The following is a 20,046-nucleotide window of genomic DNA, read 5'->3' on the forward strand; positions in this document are numbered from 1 at the left end:
GCGCGCCCCTCCGTCTCGTCGACCCGACAGCCGGTCACCGTCGGGTCCCCCGATGGTACGGAAGTGACCGGTCCGGCTCAGCGCTTCTCACACTTTCGGTGCAGGTCCACCACCGGGAGCCATCGCGCGACCTCGCCGGCGCGGTGCCCGGACGCCGATACCCGATCCGCGGCCGCGTCCCAGTCGAGGAGCCCGAGGGCCAGCGCGAGCCAGGTCGCGGGGTCGGTCTCGACGACGTTGGGCGGGGTGCCCCGGGTGTGGCGCGGCCCTTCGACGCACTGGACGGCGCCGAAGGGCGGCACCCGCACCTCGACGGCGTGGCCCGGGGCCGTGTGCTCGAGCGTGCGCAGCGACGAACGCACCGCGGCGGCGAGCACGGGGCGCGCGGGACGGTCGACGCCGTCGGGGTCGCGGACCCACGGGGCCACCGCGAGCAGCTCCTCGCGCACCTGGGCGGGGTCGGGAGCACGTCGGGGCACGATCGCCCAGGATAGTGGCGTGACTAGCGTGGGCGCCGTGCCGCGCGTCCGCTCGTCCCTCCTGGTCGGTGCCGGCGTCGTCGTCGGCGGTCTCCTCGCGTGGCAGGCGCGCCGGCTCTGGCTCGCCACCACCATGGAGGACGACCACGCCGCCTACTGGCGACGCCGCGGGCGCAGCCCCGGCGACGTGGTGCTCGTGGCGCTCGGCGACTCGCTGGCCCAGGGTCTGGGCGCCCTGCACCCGGAGCGCTCGTGGGCCGGGCGGCTGGCCGACGCGATCGAGGCGCGCGACGGGGTGCGGGTGCGCGTGGTGAACCTCGGCGTCGTCGGCGCGACGGTGGCCGACGTCCGGGCGCACCAGCTGCCCGCAATGCCCGCGCCCGGTCCGCGCACGCTCGTCGCCCTCGCGGTGGGCACCAACGACGCCGCCCAGGACGTGCCGGCCGACGACTTCCGCCGCGACCTCGCCGCCGTCTGCGCCGCCCTGCCCGCGGGCGCGCTGGTCGCCGACGTCCCGGACCTGCAGCGCGGCGTGGTGCAGGAGCGCGGGCAGCAGCTGGCCGAGGTGGCGCGCGAGGTGGTCGCCGCCCACCCGGGCCTGCGCCCCGTCGCGCTCGAGGCCGCGACGCACGGCATCCACGTGTGGGAGGCGGGGCCGGACCTCGCCCACCCCAACGGCCGGGGCTACCGGCGCTACGGGCGCGCGTTCGTGGAGGCGCTCAGCCGGTAGTCGCCAGTGTCAGCGAAGTGGCTTCGCTGACGTCCAGTGTCCGTATCGGTACTTCGATCACCGGCGCGCTCAGTCCAGCGCCGCCGGCAGCGTCGCCTCGCCGAGGGCGCGGAGCTCCGCGAGCGGCAGCGGCTCGACGCCCTCGATCACCAGCGCGTCCCCGCCGACCTCGCCCAGGCGCGCCGCCGGCTGGCCCGCCTCGGCGCAGCGGCGGGCGAGCTCGGCCTCGTCGCCCGGGGCCACGGTGACGAGCATCCGCGCCGCCGACTCGGAGAACAGCACAGTGGCCGCGTCCAGGCCGCTCGGGCCGGCGGGCAGGTCGATCGTCGCGCCCCGGCCCGTGGCCACCGCCGCCTCGACGAGGGCCTGCGCGAGGCCGCCGTCGGACAGGTCGTGGGCGCCGGAGAGCAGGCCGTCGACCGCTGCGCCGGCCATCAGCTCCGCCAGGCGGGCCTCGGCGGCCAGGTCGACGCGCGGGGGGAGGCCGCCGAGGTGGTCGTGCACCACGCCGGCCCAGGTCGAGCCGTCGAGCTCGTCGCGGGTCTCGCCGAGCAGCCACACCGCGTGGCCCTCCGGCCCCAGCCCCGACGTGATCGAGCGCGTGACGTCCTCGAGAATCCCGAGCACCCCGACCACCGGCGTCGGCAGGATCGCGGTGGTCCCGGTCTGGTTGTAGAAGCTGACGTTCCCGCCGGTGACGGGCAGGCCCAGGGCCACGCACCCGTCGGCGAGGCCCGCGACCGCCTCGGCGAACTGCCACATCACGCCCGGGTCCTCGGGCGAGCCGAAGTTCAGGCAGTCGGTCACCGCGACCGGCACGGCTCCCGAGGACGCGACGTTGCGCACCGACTCGGCGAGCGCGAGCTGCGCGCCTGCGCGCGGGTCGAGCCGGCAGAAGCGGGCGTTGGCGTCGATCGACACGGCCACGCCCCGCCCGGTGGACTCGTCCACGCGCACGACGCCCGCGTCGGCGGGCGCCGCGGAGGTGACGTTGCCGCGCACGAAGCGGTCGTACTGCTCGGTGACCCAGGTCCGCGACGCCAGCGCCGGCGAGGCGACGAGCGTGCGCACCTGGTCGGCGATCTCGGCGGGCCCCGCCGGCCGCGGGAACCGGGCCGCCGTGTCGGCCTGCAGCGCGTCCTGGTCGTCGGGGCGGGCGTAGGGCCGCTCGTAGACGGGCCCGTCGTGGGCGACGGTGCGCGGCGGGACGTCGACGACGGTGGCGCCGCGGTGGGTGATGCGCAGCCGGTCGCCGTCGGTGACCTCGCCGATGACGGTCGCGGTGACGTCCCAGCGCCGGCAGACGGCCATGAACGCGTCGACGTTCTCGGGCGTGACCACCGCGCACATCCGCTCCTGCGACTCGCTGGAGAGGATCTCGGCGGCGGTCATGTTCTCGGCGCGCAGCGGCACGGTGTCCAGGTCGACGTGCATGCCGCCGTCGCCGGCGCTGGCGAGCTCGCTCGTCGCGCAGGACAGCCCGGCGCCGCCGAGGTCCTGGATGCCGACGACGAGCCCGCCGGAGAACAGCTCGAGGCAGCACTCGATGAGCACCTTCTCGGCGAACGGGTCGCCGACCTGAACGCTGGGCAGCTTCTTGCGGCTCCCCCCTCCAGAAGAAGACTCAGTCTCGGCGAACGTCTCCGACGCCAGCACCGAGACGCCGCCGATGCCGTCGAGCCCGGTGCGCGCGCCGAACAGCACGATCTTGTTGCCCGCGCCCGACGCGAAGGCGAGGTGCAGGTCCTCGTGGCGCAGCACGCCGACGCACAGGGCGTTGACCAACGGGTTGCCGGCGTAGCCGGGGTCGAAGACGACCTCGCCGCCGATGTTGGGCAGGCCCAGGCAGTTGCCGTAGAAGCCGACCCCGGAGACGACGCCGGGCAGCACCCGGGCGGTGTCGGGGGCGTCGAGCGGGCCGACGCGCAGCGCGTCCATCACCGCGACCGGGCGGGCGCCCATCGCCATGATGTCGCGCACGATGCCGCCGACGCCGGTGGCCGCGCCCTGGTGGGGCTCGACGTACGACGGGTGGTTGTGCGACTCGATCTTGAAAGTGACCGCCCAGCCGTCACCGACGTCGACCACGCCCGCGTTCTCGCCGATGCCGGCGAGCAGGCGGGCGCGCATCGCCTCGGTGGTGGTCTCGCCGAAGCGGCGCAGGTGGACCTTGGAGGACTTGTAGGAGCAGTGCTCCGACCACATCACCGAGTACATGGCCAGCTCGGCCTCGGTGGGCCGGCGACCGAGGATCTCCCGGATGCGGGCGTACTCCTCGTCGCGCAGGCCGAGGGCGGCGTGCGGCTGGGGCTCGTCGGGCGTCGCGGTGGCGTGCTCGACGTCGTCGACGGTCTCGGGTGGGGGCGCGGCGGGTGGCGCGGGGTCGACGGGGGCCGGACCCTGGGAGAGCGTCACCCCACCAGGGTAGGACGCCGGTGCGAGTGGGTCCCGGGGCCATGAGCACGGTCTCGCCAGGAACGCTCAGCGACGAGCGTGCGCCTACCCACGACAGGCGGTCACGAAACCGCTACCTCCGGGCGTCACCGTGTCCACCGACCGACGTCCGCCACACGCCCACCGTGCGCACCACCGTGAGCCCCAACCCGCTAGGCCGTTCATCCGATCGAATGGCCGCTCATGGTCCAACAAGGTCATTTCAGCGCGACACGGTGCGGGCGTGTCGCTCAATACCCGGGGGTGTCGGACCCTCGATACATAGTGGAGCCATGACCACCGCCTCCGTCTCCTCGGCGACCGGCCCGGCGTCCGGGGACGCGGTCCTCGCCGCCCCCGAGCGGGGTGCGGCCGACGGCCTCGCCCTGCTGCGCCTGGTGCTCGACCGCGAGCTGATCGGGGTGCGCCGCCACGAGCTCGAGCTCGCCGGCCGCGTGCCCGACAGCGTGCGTCCGCACGTGGACGCCGCGCAGGGAATGCTCGAGTTCCTGCTCGACGACGGTTCCGGCGGCGTCGTCGTGCTCGCGCTGGCCCCGGGGGCGCGGGGCGACACGGTGGTCCCGCTGCTGCCCGCGGTGCAGCCCACCGAGCCGGGCGGCCACGACGTCACCGACGACGAGCCGTTCGCCGAGGTCGCGGGCGAGGCGCTCGAGGACGTGTCGCGCCTGCTCACCCACGTCGAGCGCCCGGACGAGATGCGCGGCGTCGTGCTGCACCTCGGCGGCCGGATGCTGATGGTCTACGCCGACCTCTGGGAGCTCCGCGTCACGCTGCTGCCGTGAGCTGGGCCAGCACGGACGTGAACAGGCCCAGCCCGTCGGTGCCCGGCCCCGTCAGGGCGTCGATGGCGTGCTCGGGGTGCGGCATGAGCCCGACGACGCGGCCGTCGGCCGAGCTGACGCCGGCGATGTCGCGCAGCGCGCCGTTGGGTGCGGGCTCCGTGTAGCGGAACACCACGCGGCCCTCGGCCTCCAGCGCGTCGAGCGTCGCGGCGTCGGCGACGTAGCGGCCCTCGCCCGACTTCAGGGGAACGCGCAGCTCCTGGCCGACCGTGAACGCCGAGGTCCACGCCGTGGCCGCCTCGACGCGCAGCCCGACCTCGCGGCAGACGAAGCGCAGGCCGCCGTTGCGCACCAGCGCGCCGGGGAGCAGCCCGGCCTCGCAGAGGATCTGGAACCCGTTGCAGATGCCCAGCACGGGCATGCCCGCCCGGCCGGCCTCGACCACCGGGCCCATCACCGGCGAGCGGGCCGCGATGGCGCCGGCGCGCAGGTAGTCGCCGTAGGAGAAGCCGCCGGGCACGACCACGGCGTCCACCCCGTGCAGGTCGGCGTCGTCGTGCCACAGGGCGACCGGCTCGCCGCCGGCGTAGCGGACGGCGCGGGCCGCGTCGACGTCGTCGAGCGTGCCCGGGAACGTGATGACGCCGATCCGGCTCACGACGACACCCTCCGCACGACCCACTCCTCGATCACGGGGTTGGCCAGCAGCGTGCCGGCGATCCGCTCGAGCGCCGCGTCGTCGACGGTGTCGTCGACCTCGAGCTCGAAGTGCTTGCCCTGGCGGACGTCGGCGACGCCGGCGACCCCCAGGCGACCCATCGCCCGGGCCACGGCCTGGCCCTGCGGATCGAGGATCTCGGCCTTGGGCAGGACATCGACGATCACGCGGGCCACGCGTCCCAGGTTACCGGGCCCCTGCGGGGGTACCGGGGTGGCGTGGAACTCGTGCACCTCGGTCACTCGTGCGTCGTCGCGGACACCGGCTCGGCCCGCATCCTGCTCGACCCCGGCACCTTCTCCTCGGGCTGGGAGACGCTCGAGGGGCTGGACGCGATCCTCGTCACGCACCAGCACCCCGACCACCTCGACCTGGACAAGCTCCCGGCGCTGCTCGGCCAGAACCCCGGCGCCGAGCTGGTCGTCGACACCGGGACGGCGCAGCAGCTGCGCGAGCGCGACATCGCGCACACCGTCCGCGAGCCCGGCGAGACGTTCACCGTCGGCGGCGCGACGGTGGAGGTGGTCGGCGGCGACCACGCGGTGATCCACCCCGACATCCCGCAGATCGCCAACAACGGCTACCTGCTCGACGGGACGGTGCTGCACCCGGGCGACGCGTTCACGGTGCCCGCGCGCACCCCGGACGTCCTGCTGCTGCCCACCGCGGCGCCGTGGCTCAAGGCCTCGGAGGCCGTGGACTACCTGCGTGCGGTCGCCCCGCCGCTCGCGGTGCCGATCCACGAGGCCGTCCTGGCCAACCCGGACCTGCACTACCAGCTGTTCAGCAACCTGGCCCCCGAGGGCACCGAGGTCCGCATCGCCCCGCGGGGGGTGGCGTTCGCCACGTGAGCAGAAATCGGTGCTGGGGCACCGAGTTCTGCGCACGTGCGCGGAGCGCACCTACGCCGTGATCGACCACTGCTCCGGGTCGCCGGCGGCGCCGGGGCGGCGCGGGGTGCGCCGGAGCACGAGCTCGGACGCGGCGAGCGGCGTCGCGCCGCCGTCGAGGGCGGCGTCGACCAGGGCGCCGGCACGGGTGACCGGGGTCGTCGCGGTCAGCGCGAGGTGCACCAGGTCGGGCTCCGGACGCCGGCGCAGGGACCGGCGCGACGCCCGCCGGGGCTCGCCGGTCACCACCGGGCCGTGCCACGAGCGCACCGTCGCCCCGCCCACGCCGAGGCGGTGCAGACCGGTGTCGTCGAGGCAGAGGGCGACGCCGGCCGCGACGAGCGCGCCGCGGGTGCCGGGCGAGGTCGACCAGCCCGGCGCGGCGAAGCCGTCGACGGCGGGGCCGAGGGCGTCGCGGGCCCGCAGCGCGGCCGTCAGGCGCAGGCCGGCCTCGTGGGCGGCCAGCCGGCGGTAGGGCCGGCCGGCCTGCCCGACGCGGGTGCCGTGCAGCAGTGCCACGTCGCCGGCCCGGCGCCGGGCGCCCGCCCAGGCCGCCACCTCGGGATGGGGCTGCGGGCCCACGAGCAGGGTCAGCGGGACGCGGCGGGCGTCGAGGGCGTCGGCCAGCGCCACGGCGGCGTCGAGGGGCGCGCCGGGCGTCAGCCCGGACACGGAGACCAGCAGGCGCGGGGTCGTCTCGTCCACGTCCCCCATGGGGCCAGGCCGAGGTGCCGTCCACGAGACCGGGGGGTGAACACCGCGGCTCGCTCAGGCGGCGATGTTCCTGCAGCTCAGCGGCGGATCACACCGCCGGGGGCCACGGCGCGCCGGTCAGTCGCGTGTAGGCCTCGACGTAGCGGGCCCGGGTGGCGTCGACCACGTCGTCGGGCAGCGGGGGCGGCGGCTCGCCGGAGTGCCGGTCCCACCCCGAGGCGGGCGAGGTGAGCCAGTCGCGCACGTACTGCTTGTCGAAGCTCGGCTGGGGCGCGCCGGGTGCGTAGCCCTCGGCGGGCCAGAACCGCGAGGAGTCCGGCGTCAGCACCTCGTCGCCGAGCACCAGCGTGCCGTCGGGCGTGAGGCCGAACTCGAGCTTGGTGTCGGCGAGGATCAGGCCGCGCGAGGCCGCGTAGGCCGACCCGCGCGCGTAGATCGCGAGGGTCTGGTCGCGCAGCGCGCCGGCCAGGTCGTGGCCGACGGTCTCGGCGACGACCTCGAAGCTGACGTTCTCGTCGTGCTCGCCCTGCGGGGCCTTCGTCGCGGGCGTGAAGATCGGGGTGGGCAGCATGCTCGCCTCGACGAGGCCGTCGGGCAGCGGGACGCCGCACACCGCGCCGTCGCGCTGGTAGTCGGCGGTGCCCGAGCCGGCGAGGTAGCCGCGGGCGACGCACTCCACCGGGATCATCCGCAGCCGCCGCACGAGCAGCGCCCGGCCCCGGACCTCCTCGGGGATGCGCTCGTCGCGGGAAGCGATGAGGTGGTGCGCCAGGGGCGGTGTGGCGACGTCCGCTGACCCCGGATGCTCCTGGCTGAGCAGCCCGAACCAGAACACGCTCATCGCCGTGAGGACCCGTCCCTTGTCGGGGATCGGCGTGGAGAGCACGTGGTCGTAGGCCGAGATGCGGTCGGACGCGACGAGCAGCAGCGTCTCGTCGTCGACCTCGTAGAGGTCGCGGACCTTGCCCGACGCGAGGTGTCGGTAGGAGCTGAGGGCGACCACGGGCCGGGAGGCTAGAGGATGGGCGCCGGGCTGTACCCCGCCGCTCCGGGGTGGGCGTCGACGAGGGCGTCGACGCGGCGGGTGATCTCGGCGATCTGCGCGCCGGCGGCGCCGACGAAGGCGCGCGGGTCGCCGACGGCGGCATCGAGGTCGGCGGCGGACAGCCCGAGGCGGGCGTCGGCGCCGAGCCGGGCGAGCAGGTCGTTGCCCTCGGCGCCCTTCTCGCGCATGTCCAGCGCCACCGCGCGGGCGTGCTCGGAGATGATCTCGTGCCCGGTCTCGCGGCCGACCCCGGCGCGCACCGCGCCCATGAGCACGGCGGTCGTCGCGAGGAAGGGCAGGTAGCGGTCGAGCTCGCGGGCGATCACCGCCGGGTAGGCGCCGAACTCGTCGAGCACGGTCAGGATCGTCTCGAGCAGCCCGTCGATCGCGAAGAAGGCGTCGGGCAGCGCGACGCGGCGCACGACGGAGTCGGAGACGTCGCCCTCGTTCCACTGGGCGCCGGCGAGCTCGGCGACCATCGCCGCGTTGCCGCGCAGCACCACCGCGAGCCCGTTGACGCGCTCGCAGGACCGGGTGTTCATCTTGTGCGGCATCGCGCTGGAGCCGACCTGCCCGGCGCGGAAGCCCTCGGTGACCAGCTCCTGGCCGGCCATGAGCCGGATCGTCGTGGCCAGCGACGACGGCCCCGCGGCGAGCTGCACCAGCGCGGAGAGCACGTCGTGGTCCAGCGAGCGGGGGTAGACCTGCCCGACGCTGGTGAGCACCTCGCTGAAGCCGAGGTGCCCGGCGACGCGGCGCTCCAGCTCGGCGAGCTTGCCCGCGTCCCCGCCGAGCAGCCCGAGCATGTCCTGCGCCGTGCCGACCGGCCCCTTGATCCCGCGCAGCGGGTAGCGCTCGATCAGCTCGGCGAGCCGCCGGTGGGCGACGAGGGTCTCGTCGGCGGCGGTGGCGAAGCGCTTGCCCAGCGTCGTGGCCTGGGCGGCGACGTTGTGGCTGCGCCCGGCCATGACGAGCTCGCCGTACTCGCCGGCGCGCCGGGCCAGGCGCGCGAGCACGGCGACGGTCTTGTCGGCGACGAGGCGCAGCGAGTCGCGGATCTGCAGCTGCTCGACGTTCTCGGTGAGGTCGCGGCTGGTCATGCCCTTGTGGGCGTGCTGGTGGCCGGCGAGCGCGTCGAACTCCTCGATGCGCGCCTTCACGTCGTGGCGGGTGACCCGCTCGCGGGCGGCGATCGACGCCAGGTCGACGTCGTCGACCACCGCGCGGTAGTCCTCGATCACCCCGTCGGGCACGTCCACGCCGAGCTCGCGCTGCGCGGCGAGCACGGCGATCCAGAGCCCGCGCTCGAGGAAGACCTTGCGCTCCGGCGACCACAGCGCGGTCAGCTCCGGGGAGGCGTACCGGGCGGCGAGCACGTTCGGGACCATCGCGGCACTCACCCGGGCGAGCCTACGGCCACGACCGGAGCAGGCTTGACGGCCGAGGACGGCACGCACGAGCGGGCCGACTACCGTTCGTCCGGCAGCGTAGGAGGGAGTGCGCCGATGGAGCCGGTCGATCCGGACACGTCCGCACCCCTGCGCGTCCTGCTCGTCGAGGACGACGACGCCGACGCCCTCCTGGTCACCGAGCACTTCACGGACGCGGCCCTGACCGTCGACCTCCACCGCGCCCGCTCGCTGGGCGAGGCCGAGCGCACGCTGGCCGACGGCGACGTCCCCGACTGCGTGCTGCTCGACCTCGCGCTGCCCGACGCCCACGACTTCGAGGGCCTGCGGCGCATGCTGGCCACCGAGGGCCCCGCCGTCCTCGTGCTCACCGGACGGCGCGACGAGCAGCTCGGCGCCGACGCGGTGAGCGCCGGCGCGCAGGACTACCTGGTCAAGGACGCCGTCGACGGGCCGACGCTGGCGCGCGCGGTGCGCTACGCCGTCGAGCGCCGCCGCGCCGACCGGGTGCGCCGGGCCCTGCGCGACGCCCACCTGCGCGCCGACGAGAACGCCCGCCTCGAGCGGGGCCTGCTGCCGACGCCCCTGCTCACCGACCCCGACCTGCGGATCATCGCGCGCTACGAGCCGGGCACCGAGCAGACGCTGCTGGGCGGCGACTTCTACGACATCGTCGAGGGCACCGACGGCGCGCTGCACGTCGTCATCGGCGACGTCTGCGGGCACGGGCCGGACGAGGCCGCGCTCGGGGTCAGCCTGCGCATCGCCTGGCGGACGCTGGTGCTCAGCGGCATCGAGCCCGACCGGGTGCTGCCGACGATGCACCAGCTGCTGGTGCACGAGCGCAGCAACCCCGCCCTGTTCACCACCCTCGCCACCGCCACCGTCGACCCCACGCGCTCCCGGATGACGCTGCGGCTCGCGGGCCACCCGCCGCCCGCGCTGGTCGGCGAGGGCGAGGACTCCCGGATCCTCTCCGACGCCCGGCTCGGCATGCCCCTGGGCGTCGGTGACGGCAGCGCCTGGGCGCCGCTCGAGGTGGAGCTCCCGCCGAAGTGGACCCTGCTGCTCTACACCGACGGGCTCATCGAGGGCCGCCAGCCGTCCGGTGACGTGCTGTGGACCGACGGGCTGCTCGAGTTGCTGCGCGAGGTCACGGGTGCCCCGGAGCCCTGGCGCGACGACCCGGCCGCGATGCTGGACGGCGTGATGGAACGGGTGCGGTCGCTGTCGACGGCGCAGACCGACGACGTGGCCGCCGTGCTGCTGGTGTGCGACCGGTGAGCGCGCCGACGGTCACCCCCCCGTCGACGGCGGACGCCCCGGCCGAGGGCGACGCCCCCGCGCCCCTCACCCATCCCCGACGGCGGCACCGGGAGGGCCTGAGCCACTGGTCGCTGCAGCGCATCCTCGCCGTCACCGGCACCGCGCTGGCGGTGCTGCTCGTCATCGCGGCCGTCGTCGGGATCGTCGGCCTGGCGGCGCTCGGCCAGCAGCGCATCGCGCTGGTGGATCGTCTCGACCCTGCCCTGCTCGCCGCCCAGCAGCTGGATGCGGCCACGGTCGACCAGGAGACGGGGGTACGCGGCTTCGCGCTCCTCGCGCGACCGGACCTCCTCGAGCCCTACCAGCGGGGACGCGCCGACGAGGCCCGGCTGGTCGGTGAGCTGCGGACGCTGCTGGCGGACCGTCCCGACGCGCTCGCCGAGCTCGCCGAGGTGGAGGACGCCGTCGACGCGTGGCGCGCGACCTACGCCGAGCCGACGCTCGCCGCGGCGGCGGCGGGCACGCCCGGCCCGCCGCTGGAGGCCGGCAAGGCGGCCTTCGACCGCGTCCGCGTCGCGATCGAGGCCCAGCGCGGCCGTCTGCTCGTGCTGCGCGACGACGCCCGCGACGCGCTCGAGAGAGCGGCGGACACCCTCTACGTCGTCGGCGCCGGGACGCTGGTGCTGCTCGCGCTCGGGGTCGCCGCGCTGCTCGCGTGGCTGCGCCGCGTCGTGGTCGTGCCGACCCATCGGCTGGCGCACGAGGTCCGCCAGGTGGTCGACGGCGACCTCGAGCACCGGGTGAGCACGTCCGGCCCCCAGGAGATCACCGAGCTCGCCGAGGACGTCGAGGCGATGCGCGTGCTCATCGTCCGCGAGCTCGCCGACTCGGAGCGGTCCGGCCGGGAGCTCGCCCGCTCGAACTCCGACCTCGAGCAGTTCGCGTACGTGGCGTCGCACGACCTGCAGGAGCCGCTGCGCAAGGTCGCCAGCTTCTGCCAGCTGCTGCAGCGCCGCTACGCCGGCCAGCTCGACGAGCGCGCCGACCAGTACATCGAGTTCGCCACCGACGGCGCCAAGCGCATGCAGGTGCTGATCAACGACCTGCTCGCGTTCTCCCGCGTCGGACGCGGGGGCGACGCGATGGAGCCGGTGGACCTGGGCACGCTGGTGGACAGCGCCGTGCAGAACGTCGCCGGCGCGCTCGAGGAGAGCGGCGGCTCCGTGTCCCACGGCGACCTGCCGACCGTCCTCGGCGCGCCCGCCCTGCTCACCACCGTGTTCCAGAACCTGCTGGGCAACTCGCTGAAGTTCCGCGGCGACGAGGCGCCCCGCGTGCACGTCGAGGCCGAGCGCGTCACCGAACCGAAGAGCGACCGGTGGCTGCTGCGCTTCACCGACAACGGCATCGGGATCGACGCCGAGTACGCGGAGCGCATCTTCGTGATCTTCCAGCGGCTGCACGCCAAGAGCGACTACCCGGGCACCGGCATCGGGCTGGCGATGTGCCGCAAGATCGTCGAGCGCCACGAGGGCGAGATGTGGCTCGAGCCCCGGTCCGGACCGGGCACCACCTTCGTCGTCGCCCTGCCCGCGCTGCCCGACACCCCCGCCGACACCCCTGCCGACGCCCCTGCCGACGTCCAGCCCGCCCCGGAGGCCGCCCCGTGACACCCGCCGACGAGATCCACGTCCTGCTGGTCGAGGACGACCCCGGGGACGTCCTGATGACGCAGGAGGCCTTCGAGCACCACAAGCTGCGCAACCAGCTGCACGTGGTGGCCGACGGCGTCGAGGCGCTGTCGTTCCTGCGCCGCGAGGGCGAGTACGCCGACGCGCCGCGGCCCGGGCTGATCCTGCTGGACCTCAACCTGCCGCGGAAGGACGGCCGCCAGGTGCTCGAGGAGGTCAAGAACGACCAGACGCTGCGCAGCATCCCGATCGTCGTGCTGACCACCTCGCAGGCCGAGGAGGACATCCTGCGCAGCTACAACCTGCACGCCAACGCCTACGTCGCCAAGCCGGTGGACTTCGAGCGGTTCATCGAGGTCATCCGGCAGATCGACGACTTCTTCGTGACGGTGGTGAAGCTCCCCCGGTGACGCTCGACCTGCGCTCGGACACCGTCACCCGTCCCTCGCCCGCGATGCGCGAGGCGATGGCCACCGCCGAGGTCGGCGACGACGTCCTCGACGGCGACCCGACCCTCGCCGCGCTGCAGGCCCGCGTCGCCGACCTGCTCGGCGTCGAGGCCGCGCTGTGGACGCCGACGGGCTGCATGGCCAACACCATCGCGCTCATGCACCACCTGACACGCGGTGACAGGTTCCTCGCCCCCGCGCACGCCCACGTGCTCGAGGCCGAGCTCGGGACCTCGGCGTGGCTCGCGGGCGGGCTGCCCGTGGCGCTCGAGCACGACGCGGGCCCCGGCCGTCCGACGCCCGCCGCCGTGAGCGCGGCCGCGGCGCCCGCCGGCCCCTACTTCGCGCTGCGCACCACGCTGCTGTGCCTGGAGAACACCCACAACGGCGCCGGCGGCGCGGTCACCCCGGTCGACGAGCACCGCGCGCTCGTGGCCGCGGCCCGGGACGCGGGGCTCGCGGTGCACCTCGACGGCGCCCGGATCTGGCACGCCGCGGCGGCGCTCGACGTGCCGCTCGCGGAGCTCACGGCCGGCGTGGACACGGTCAGCGTCTGCCTGTCCAAGGGGCTCGGCGCGCCGATGGGCTCGCTGGTCGCGGGCTCCGCCGCCTTCGTCGACGAGGCCTGGCGGCTGCGCAAGATGCTCGGCGGGGGCATCCGCCAGGGCGGCGTCGTCGGCGCCGCGGGCCTCGTGGCGCTCGACCAGCGCGACGACCTCGCCGGCGACCATGCCCGCGCCGCCCGGCTCGCCGCGGGGCTGCGGGCGCTGGGCTGGCCGGTGATCGCCCCGGACACCAACATCGTCCTGGTCCCGACGGACGACCCCGCGACGCTGGTCGCCGCCCTGCTCGCCGAGGGCGTGCGGGCGGTGCCGTTCGGTCCGGGCGTGCGGTTCGTGACCCACCGCGACGTCGGCGACGACGACCTCGACGCGGTGCTCGAGCGCGCCGCCGAGGTGCCCGCCCCCTCAGCGTGACGCCTGCTCCCGGCCCTCCACCTCGTCGAGCCGGGCGCGCAGCGCGCGGATCTCGACGAGCAGCTCGGCGACCTCGGACGGGCCCGCGCCATTGACGCCGGGAATCCCGGGACCGAGCCCCGCCCGCGGGTCGGGCGGGTCGACCGCGCCGGCGGCGGGGTCCGGGGTCGGGCCGCGCACCGCGTCGGCCGGGTCGCGGGCCCCGACCTGCTCGAGGAACCACGTGGCGATCGCGGCGGTCACGGTGCCCAGGACGGCGATGCCGGCGAGCATGAGGCCCGCCGCGACCAGCCGGCCCTCGACGGTGACCGGCGACAGGTCGCCGTAGCCGACGGTGGTGATCGTCGTCAGCACCCACCACAGCGCGTCCCCGAAGGTCAGGATCGACGCGTCGGGCGCGTCCCGCTCGGCCTCGAAGACGCCGAGCGCCGCCACCACGCTGAGCAGGGTCACCGAGACGATGAGGTAGCTGCCGACACGGCCGCGGAAGTCGTCGCGCAGCACCCGCCCCAGCGTCGAGATCGCGGCCACGAGCCGCAGCAGGCGCAGGAAGCGGAAGAACGGGGCGGCGACGATCAGCAGGTCCAGCGGGTGGCGGTAGATGAAGCGCCACGTGCGGTTGGCCAGCACCAGGCGGATGAGGTAGTCGACGACGAACAGCACCCACACCGCCCAGAGCGCGACGTCGAGCCGCCACCACCACGGGTCCGGGCGGCGGGTGGCGAGCACCTGCACCGCGTAGATCACCAGGTAGAGCACCGCGAGCCCCGTGAGGGGGTAGTCGGTGCGACGCTCCCACGCCTCGAGGCGGGGCTCGTCGGGGTCGGCGGCCATGCGCCGAGAGAGTAGGGCGGCCCCGCGCCTCAGCGCACCGGGTAGTGCGTGCCCGCGGCCTTGACCGTGCGGATCACGGGCGCGGTCTCGACGGTCTGCACGCCGGGCAGGGCCGCGACACGGGTCGTCAGGTAGCGGTACAGCCCGGCCGCGTCGGTGGTGGCGACGCTGGCGTAGATGTTCGCGCGGCCCGCAATCGCCGCGGCGAAGGGCACCTCGGGGTGGGCGGCGAGGGCCCGCCCGGCGGCGTCGAGGTGCGCCGGGGCGACGGTCAGCCACAGCATCGAGCGCAGCCGCAGGTCCGAGACCTCGGGCGTCACGTCGACGTCGAGGTAGAGCAGGCCGCCGGCGCGCAGGTCGTGCAGCCGGCGGCGGACGGTCGACGCCGACGTCCCGCACGCCCGCGCCATGTCCTCCACCGGGGCGCGGCCGTCGACCCGCAGCAGGTCGAGCAGGTGGCGGTCGACGTCGTCGAGACGCGGCGCGGGCCCGGGGGCGGGCACGTGCTCGGCGAGCCGCTGCACCTGCTCCTCGGTGAGCGCGCCCTGCTTCGTGAACGGCTCGCGGGCGCCGCCGTAGAACACGTGCAGGACCTCCTGGGCGCTGACGTCGAGGATGCGCGGGGTCCGCGGGAGGCGGTGCAGCAGCATCTCGTCGGCCGACCGGCCGCGGGCGCGCAGCGCCCCGACGATCTCGGAGCCGCCCGAGATCAGGCTGATCCAGGACGTGTCCTGCAGGCGGGCGAGCGCGTCGGCGATCTCGACGCTCGCGTCGGGCGCGCAGCGCAGCCGCACGTGCCACTGGTCGTCGCCCACCACCGCGGGGTCGCTGAACCCGACGACCCGCAGCGCCCGGGCCGCGCGCAGCCGGGCGTAGCGACGCGCGACGGTCTGGTCGGAGACCCCGAGGACCTCCGCGACCCGGCGGAAGGGCGCCCGGCCGTCGACCTGGAGCGCGTGGACGAGGGCGCGATCGATCTCGTCGAATTCCACCACACCCCGGCCTTCCGGTGTCGATGATCGCTGACAACGCCGTTCACGGGCGGCCTTCGCGGCGGGCGATGTCGAACATGGTCGCACGGCACCCCGCCGTCGAGACCCGATCTACTCCCGTGGAGGAGACCCTCATGCGTTCCTGGTGGCCCCTGGTGGCGATCTGCCTGGGCACCTTCGTGCTCCTGGTGGACGTCACCATCGTGAACGTCGCCCTGCCCCCGATCGCCGCGTCGCTGGGGACGTCGTTCTCCGCGCTGCAGTGGGTGATCGACGGGTACGCGCTCGCGCTCGCCGCGCTGCTCATGGTCACCGGCACCCTGGCCGACCGATTCGGGCGGCGCCGGCTCTACCTGGCCGGGCTCGGGGTGTTCGCGGCGTCCTCGCTCGCCTGCGGGCTCGCGCCGTCCGCGGGCGCGCTCGTCGCGGCCCGGGTCGCGCAGGGCTGCGGCGGCGCGGCGATGTTCGCGACGACCGCCGCGCTCATCGCGACGACCTACCAGGGCCCGCGCCGCGGCACCGCGTTCGGCGTCTGGGGCGCGGTCAACGGGCTCGCCGCCGCGTGCGGACCGCTGCTGGGCGGCCTGCTCACCGAGGCGTGGGGGTGGCGGGCGATCTTCCTGGTCAACCTGCCGGTCGTCGCGGTCGCGGTCGTCCTGACGCTGGCCGTGGTGACCGAGTCGGCGCCCGGCCGCGCCGGGCGCGTGGACGTCGCCGGCGCCACGACCTTCACGGTCGCCGCCGCGTCGCTCGTCTGGGGCCTCGTCTCGGCCGGCGAGCGGGGCTGGGGAGCGACGCCGACCGTGGTGGCGCTCGCGCTCGCGGCGGTCGCGCTCGGCGCGTTCCTCGCCGTGGAGCACCGCAGCGCGGCCCCGATGCTCGACCTCGGGCTGTTCGGCCGGTCGTTCTCGGCCCTCATGGTGGCCGCCGCCGTGCTCTCGGCGTCGGCGTTCGCGCACCTCGCGCTCGTCTCGCTGTGGCTGCAGTCGGTGCTGGGGCTCAGCCCGATCCGCGCCGGGCTCGTGGCGCTGCCGCTGAGCCTCGCGGCGTTCGCGGTGTCCGCGGTCGCCGGGCGCTTCCTGCACAGCGGCTCGCCCGCGCGCCCGGTCGGCGGGGGCCTCGCGCTCATCGGGATCGGCGTACTGCTCATGACCGCGGTCGGCGCGGGATCGGGGCCGTGGGCGCTGGTGCCCGGGCTCGTCGTGGCCGGCCTCGGCGTCGGCCTCGCGACGCCCGTGCTGGTCTCGGCCACGCTCGCCGTCCTCCCGCCGCACAGCGCCGGGGTCGGCAGCGCCGCGGTGAACACGTTCCGCCAGCTCGGCCTGGCCGTCGGGCTCGCCGTGCTGGGCACGGTGTTCACGCGGCGGGTCGCGACGGTGCTCGGTGCGGCCGGGGCGCCGGACGCCGACGGGCTCGCGGTCGTCCTCGCCGGCGGCGGGACGCCCGGCGTCCTCGCGGCCACCCCGCCGGCCGAGCGCCCGGCCGTGGCGGCGCTGGTGGGCGAGGCCTTCCCGGCCGGGCTGGACGCCGTCTTCGTCGTCGCGGGCCTCGCCGCCCTCGTCGCCGCGCTGCTCGTCGCCGTGCTCGTGCGCCCCGCGGCGCCGGCCGACGCGGCGGCCGTGCCTCAGACCGTCGGCAGCCAGTGAGCGAGCCGGTCGAGGGCCTCGCGCACGTCGGCCGTGGCGCCGGCGAAGGACAGCCGGATCCAGGTGTGGCCGTCGACGGGGTCGAAGTCGATGCCCGGCGCCACCGCGACGCCGGTCTCGGCGAGCATCCGCTGCCCGAAGGCGAGCGTGTCGTCGGTGAGGTGGGCGACGTCGGCGTAGACGTAGAACGCGCCGTCGGCGGGCGCGAGCCGCGTCAGCCCGAGGCGCGGGAGGCCGTCGAGCAGCAGGCGCCGGTTGAGGGCGTAGCGCTCGACGTGGCCGTCGGCCTCGGCCACCGAGGCGTCGGTGAACGCCGCGAGCGCCGCGTACTGCGCGGGCACCGGCGGGCAGACCGTGAAGTTGCCGGCGATGACGTCGACGGCACGGCGCAGCCGCTCGGGGACGAGCAGCCAGCCCAGGCGCCAGCCGGTCATCGACCAGTACTTCGAGAACGACGTGACGACGATGGCCTCGTGCGAGGTGCTCCACGCGCTCGTGGTCGCGGGGGCTGATTCTCCGGCCCCGTACTCGATACCGTGGTAGATCTCGTCGCTGACCAGCTGGACGCCGTGCTCGTCGCACCAGCGCGCGAGGGCGGCCAGCTCGCCGGGCTCGATGACGCTGCCGGTGGGGTTCGCGGGGCTGGCGACGACGAGGCCCTTCGGCGGGCGGTCGAGGGCCTCGAGCATCGCGACGGTCGGCTGGAAGCGCGTCTCCTCGCCGCACGGCAGCTCGACGACCTCGCACCCCAGCGCGGCCAGAATGTTGCGGTAGCAGGGGTAACCGGGGCGGGCGAGCACGACGGTGTCGCCCGCGTCGAAGGCCGCGAGGAACGCCAGCAAGAAGCCGCCCGAGCCGCCGGTGGTGGCCACGACGTCCTCGGCACGCACGGTCTCGTCGCCGTAGCGGGCGCGGTGGTGGGCGGCGATCGCCGCGCGCAGCTCGGGCGTCCCCAGCGAGCCCGTGTAGCCGAGGATCTGCTCGTCGAGGGCACGCTTGGCCGCCGCGCGCACGTCGGCCGGGGCGGGCGTCGAGGGCTGGCCCGCGGAGAGGTTGACCAGGTCGCCGTGGGTGCGCGCCCGTTCCCCGGCGGCCGCCCACACGTCCATCACGTGGAACGGGGGGACCATCGCCCGCACCGCCGGACCGAGGCGCGCCAGAGTCGTCACCGCGTCACCCTGACACGGGAGCGCGCTAGTAGCCGACGTAGGCGTCGCCCCGGGCGACGGCCTCGACGCCCGGCACCTGCGACACCGACCCGTAGCGGTCGATGGCGTAGCGGACGCCCGCGATGATGTTGTCGATCGGGTCCTTGATCTCGTCGTGGCCCTCGAGCTTGTACGAGTCGAAGGTCGGCCCGATCGTCTGCATGAGCCCCTGCGACGGCGTGCCCTTGGCGGCGTTCGAGTCCCAGTCGTTGGTGGCCTCCGGGTCGCCGCCCGACTCGTGCTCGATGATCGTGGCGATGTCGTCGGGGTTCATCTTGTCCAGCGGCACGCCCTCGGCCTGCAGCACCACCGTGGCCTCGCGGATCCAGTCGCCGACCTGACCCTGCGGCCCGCCCGTCGGCGCGGCCCCGTCGCCCGAGGCGTCGGGGTCGGTCGAGGCGCCGGTGACGGCGCCGTCCTCCTTGGCGTCGGCGTCGGCGTCGGCGTCGGCGTCGGCACCATCGGTGTCGGAGCCGGTAGCCGCGTCATCGTCCTGCGCATCGGCGTCGTCCGGCGCGTCAGCGTCGTCCTGCGCGTCGGCGTCGTCAGCGGTGGCGTCGGCAGCGGCGTCGTCGTCCTGCGCATCGCCATCAGCGTCCGCACCCGCGCCGCCGGCGGCGTCGTCGTCCCGCCCGTCGACGTCGACAGCGGCGTCATCGCCCTGCGCATCGACCTCAGAGTCGGTGTCCTGAGCGTCGGCACCATCCGCCGCGGCCGGGTCGGTCGCATCCCCGGCGTCCACGCAGTCGTCCGACTGGTCGCCGGCCGGCACGTCGTCGTCGGCCGTGCGCTCGCCCGCGCCGGCCTCGTTCCCGCCGCCGGATGCTTCGGAATCCGAAGCATCGCCGCTACCCGAGCCGTCCCCCGCGTCTGCAGCGGAGCCGGTCGACGCCCCCGCGTCCGAACCGCCCCCGCCCGCACCCCCACCAGATGCTTCGGAATCCGAAGCATCTCCGGTACCGGTCCCGTCCTCGGGGCAGTCGTCCGAACCGCTCCCGCTGTCATCGCCCGTCGTCCCCGGGTCCGCGAGGTCTGAGGTGCTGTCCGCACCACCGCCCGAGAGATCGATGCCCTGCGTCCCGCCGTCGGACCCACCCGAACCGGAGCCGTCGGCCAGCGCGGGAGCGGTGGAGATCGACTCGCCGGTGGGCGCCGGGGCCCAACCGGAGGCACCGATCGTGCGCGCGTCGGGGGTGGGGAGCCGGGAGAAGGCGCGGGCGTCGGCGGCGAGCTCGTGGAGCACGGTCGCGGTGTCGCCGAGATCGGTCTCGGCGCGGGCGAGGGCGGCGCGGGCGGCGGCAGTGGGCTCGGCCATCGCCTGGGCCGCGAGCTGGTCGGCCAGCGGGGCCCGGACCGGGTCGGCGAGGGCCTCGGCGCGGGCGCGGCGGGCGGCGTCGAGGGCGCGGGTGACGTGCCCGTCGACCTCGCGGCGCAGCCCGTCGAGCACCTGCCCCGCGCCGTCGACGCGCTCCCGCATCCGGCCGCTCGCGTCGAGCGTGGTCCGGCCCGCCCGGTCGAGATCGCCGAGGTACTCGGTGAACGCCTCCGCGCCCCGGCCCCGCCAGGCGGCGCGCACCTCCTCGCCGTGGCGGCCCACCGTGGCCAGCGACCCGTCGACGCCCTCGGCCATCGACCCGAGCCCGCGACCGACGGCGCGCAGGACCTCGGGGTCGAGGCGCTGCACCCGGTCGGCGAGGGCGCTGAGCTCCTGCCCGCCCGGCTGCGCGGCGAGCTCGCCGACGGCGTCGAAGGCCACCACGAC

At 75.5% G+C, this 20,046-nt stretch carries 19 protein-coding genes; 8 read left to right on the forward strand and 11 right to left on the reverse strand.

The features are described from left to right. Nucleotides 1-77: 77 nt before the first annotated feature. On the reverse strand, nucleotides 78-482 hold the full coding sequence (locus ACQPX6_RS28810; protein ID WP_433788390.1) for a sterol carrier family protein: 405 nt from the start codon (nucleotides 480-482) through the stop codon (nucleotides 78-80). A gap of 16 nt (nucleotides 483-498) precedes the next feature. Between ACQPX6_RS28810 and ACQPX6_RS28815 the strand changes: the two genes are divergently transcribed. After that, nucleotides 499-1,209, forward strand: coding sequence for an SGNH/GDSL hydrolase family protein (locus tag ACQPX6_RS28815; protein WP_433784206.1), 711 nt, complete (start codon nucleotides 499-501; stop codon nucleotides 1,207-1,209). Nucleotides 1,210-1,278: 69 nt separating this feature from the next. Here ACQPX6_RS28815 and purL read toward each other — a convergent pair whose 3' ends face one another. Next, nucleotides 1,279-3,624 (reverse strand): phosphoribosylformylglycinamidine synthase subunit PurL, encoded by a 2,346-nt coding sequence (purL, locus tag ACQPX6_RS28820; RefSeq protein ID WP_433784207.1) that lies wholly within the window; start codon nucleotides 3,622-3,624, stop codon nucleotides 1,279-1,281. 311 nt (nucleotides 3,625-3,935) lie between these two features. Between purL and ACQPX6_RS28825 the strand changes: the two genes are divergently transcribed. Further along, nucleotides 3,936-4,445, forward strand: coding sequence for a hypothetical protein (locus ACQPX6_RS28825; RefSeq protein WP_433784208.1), 510 nt, complete (start codon nucleotides 3,936-3,938; stop codon nucleotides 4,443-4,445). On the opposite strand, the gene purQ is transcribed toward ACQPX6_RS28825, so the two are convergent. Together purQ and purS are read right to left on the reverse strand one after the other, a co-directional pair. After that, nucleotides 4,429-5,103 (reverse strand): phosphoribosylformylglycinamidine synthase subunit PurQ, encoded by a 675-nt coding sequence (gene purQ / locus ACQPX6_RS28830; protein ID WP_433784210.1) that lies wholly within the window; start codon nucleotides 5,101-5,103, stop codon nucleotides 4,429-4,431. The genes ACQPX6_RS28825 and purQ overlap by 17 nt on opposite strands. Then, the gene (gene purS / locus ACQPX6_RS28835) at nucleotides 5,100-5,339 is read right to left on the reverse strand and encodes a phosphoribosylformylglycinamidine synthase subunit PurS (protein ID WP_433784211.1); all 240 of its coding nucleotides are present in this window, start codon (nucleotides 5,337-5,339) and stop codon (nucleotides 5,100-5,102) included. The genes purQ and purS overlap by 4 nt, the downstream gene beginning before the upstream one ends. Nucleotides 5,340-5,381: 42 nt before the next feature. Here purS and ACQPX6_RS28840 point away from each other — a divergent pair, with 42 nt between their 5' ends. Further along, entirely contained in the window at nucleotides 5,382-6,014 is a 633-nt protein-coding gene (locus tag ACQPX6_RS28840) for an MBL fold metallo-hydrolase (protein ID WP_433784213.1), read from the forward strand. A gap of 51 nt (nucleotides 6,015-6,065) precedes the next feature. Here the strand turns inward: ACQPX6_RS28840 and ACQPX6_RS28845 are convergent, their stop codons facing one another. The 3 genes from ACQPX6_RS28845 to purB form a co-directional block, all read right to left on the reverse strand. Beyond that, complete coding sequence (locus ACQPX6_RS28845) at nucleotides 6,066-6,758, reverse strand: hypothetical protein (protein WP_433784214.1); 693 nt, start codon at nucleotides 6,756-6,758, stop codon at nucleotides 6,066-6,068. Between the two features lie 97 nt (nucleotides 6,759-6,855). Next, a complete protein-coding gene (locus tag ACQPX6_RS28850; RefSeq protein WP_433784215.1) occupies nucleotides 6,856-7,770 on the reverse strand; it encodes a phosphoribosylaminoimidazolesuccinocarboxamide synthase in 915 nt (304 codons plus the stop codon). A gap of 11 nt (nucleotides 7,771-7,781) precedes the next feature. Further along, nucleotides 7,782-9,200: an adenylosuccinate lyase gene (gene purB / locus ACQPX6_RS28855; RefSeq protein ID WP_433788391.1), complete on the reverse strand. Its 1,419-nt coding sequence runs from the start codon at nucleotides 9,198-9,200 to the stop codon at nucleotides 7,782-7,784. Nucleotides 9,201-9,317: 117 nt separating this feature from the next. On the opposite strand from purB, the gene ACQPX6_RS28860 reads away from it, so the two are divergent. Genes ACQPX6_RS28860 through ACQPX6_RS28875 form a run of 4 tightly spaced genes read left to right on the forward strand, consistent with a single transcriptional unit; the run spans nucleotide 9,318 to nucleotide 13,604 of the window. Then, complete coding sequence (locus ACQPX6_RS28860) at nucleotides 9,318-10,505, forward strand: PP2C family protein-serine/threonine phosphatase (protein WP_433784216.1); 1,188 nt, start codon at nucleotides 9,318-9,320, stop codon at nucleotides 10,503-10,505. Next, nucleotides 10,502-12,157 carry a sensor histidine kinase gene (locus ACQPX6_RS28865; protein WP_433784217.1) on the forward strand — a complete coding sequence of 552 codons (1,656 nt, stop codon included), beginning with the start codon at nucleotides 10,502-10,504 and terminating at the stop codon, nucleotides 12,155-12,157. Before ACQPX6_RS28860 ends, ACQPX6_RS28865 begins: the two co-directional genes overlap by 4 nt. Beyond that, nucleotides 12,154-12,588 carry a response regulator gene (locus ACQPX6_RS28870; RefSeq protein WP_433784218.1) on the forward strand — a complete coding sequence of 145 codons (435 nt, stop codon included), beginning with the start codon at nucleotides 12,154-12,156 and terminating at the stop codon, nucleotides 12,586-12,588. The genes ACQPX6_RS28865 and ACQPX6_RS28870 overlap by 4 nt, the downstream gene beginning before the upstream one ends. A gap of 44 nt (nucleotides 12,589-12,632) precedes the next feature. Then, complete coding sequence (locus ACQPX6_RS28875; protein WP_433788392.1) at nucleotides 12,633-13,604, forward strand: threonine aldolase family protein; 972 nt, start codon at nucleotides 12,633-12,635, stop codon at nucleotides 13,602-13,604. On the opposite strand, the gene ACQPX6_RS28880 is transcribed toward ACQPX6_RS28875, so the two are convergent. Further along, nucleotides 13,596-14,438 carry a potassium channel family protein gene (locus ACQPX6_RS28880; protein WP_433784220.1) on the reverse strand — a complete coding sequence of 281 codons (843 nt, stop codon included), beginning with the start codon at nucleotides 14,436-14,438 and terminating at the stop codon, nucleotides 13,596-13,598. The genes ACQPX6_RS28875 and ACQPX6_RS28880 overlap by 9 nt on opposite strands. A 29-nt stretch (nucleotides 14,439-14,467) precedes the next feature. Next, nucleotides 14,468-15,430 carry an Lrp/AsnC family transcriptional regulator gene (locus tag ACQPX6_RS28885; RefSeq protein WP_433784222.1) on the reverse strand — a complete coding sequence of 321 codons (963 nt, stop codon included), beginning with the start codon at nucleotides 15,428-15,430 and terminating at the stop codon, nucleotides 14,468-14,470. A 77-nt stretch (nucleotides 15,431-15,507) separates the two neighbouring features. On the opposite strand from ACQPX6_RS28885, the gene ACQPX6_RS28890 reads away from it, so the two are divergent. Beyond that, a complete protein-coding gene (locus ACQPX6_RS28890) occupies nucleotides 15,508-17,076 on the forward strand; it encodes a DHA2 family efflux MFS transporter permease subunit (RefSeq protein ID WP_433784224.1) in 1,569 nt (522 codons plus the stop codon). On the opposite strand, the gene ACQPX6_RS28895 is transcribed toward ACQPX6_RS28890, so the two are convergent. Next, entirely contained in the window at nucleotides 17,055-18,206 is a 1,152-nt protein-coding gene (locus ACQPX6_RS28895) for a pyridoxal phosphate-dependent aminotransferase (protein WP_433788393.1), read from the reverse strand. The two genes, ACQPX6_RS28890 and ACQPX6_RS28895, sit on opposite strands and share 22 nt — an antisense overlap. A gap of 64 nt (nucleotides 18,207-18,270) precedes the next feature. Continuing rightward, the gene (locus ACQPX6_RS28900) at nucleotides 18,271-20,043 is read right to left on the reverse strand and encodes a transglycosylase SLT domain-containing protein (RefSeq protein ID WP_433784225.1); all 1,773 of its coding nucleotides are present in this window, start codon (nucleotides 20,041-20,043) and stop codon (nucleotides 18,271-18,273) included. Nucleotides 20,044-20,046: the final 3 nt, after the last annotated feature.

It is taken from the genome of Actinomycetospora sp. CA-101289 (assembly GCF_050955895.1).
In the GTDB taxonomy this organism is placed as follows: Bacteria; Actinomycetota; Actinomycetes; order Mycobacteriales; family Pseudonocardiaceae; genus Actinomycetospora.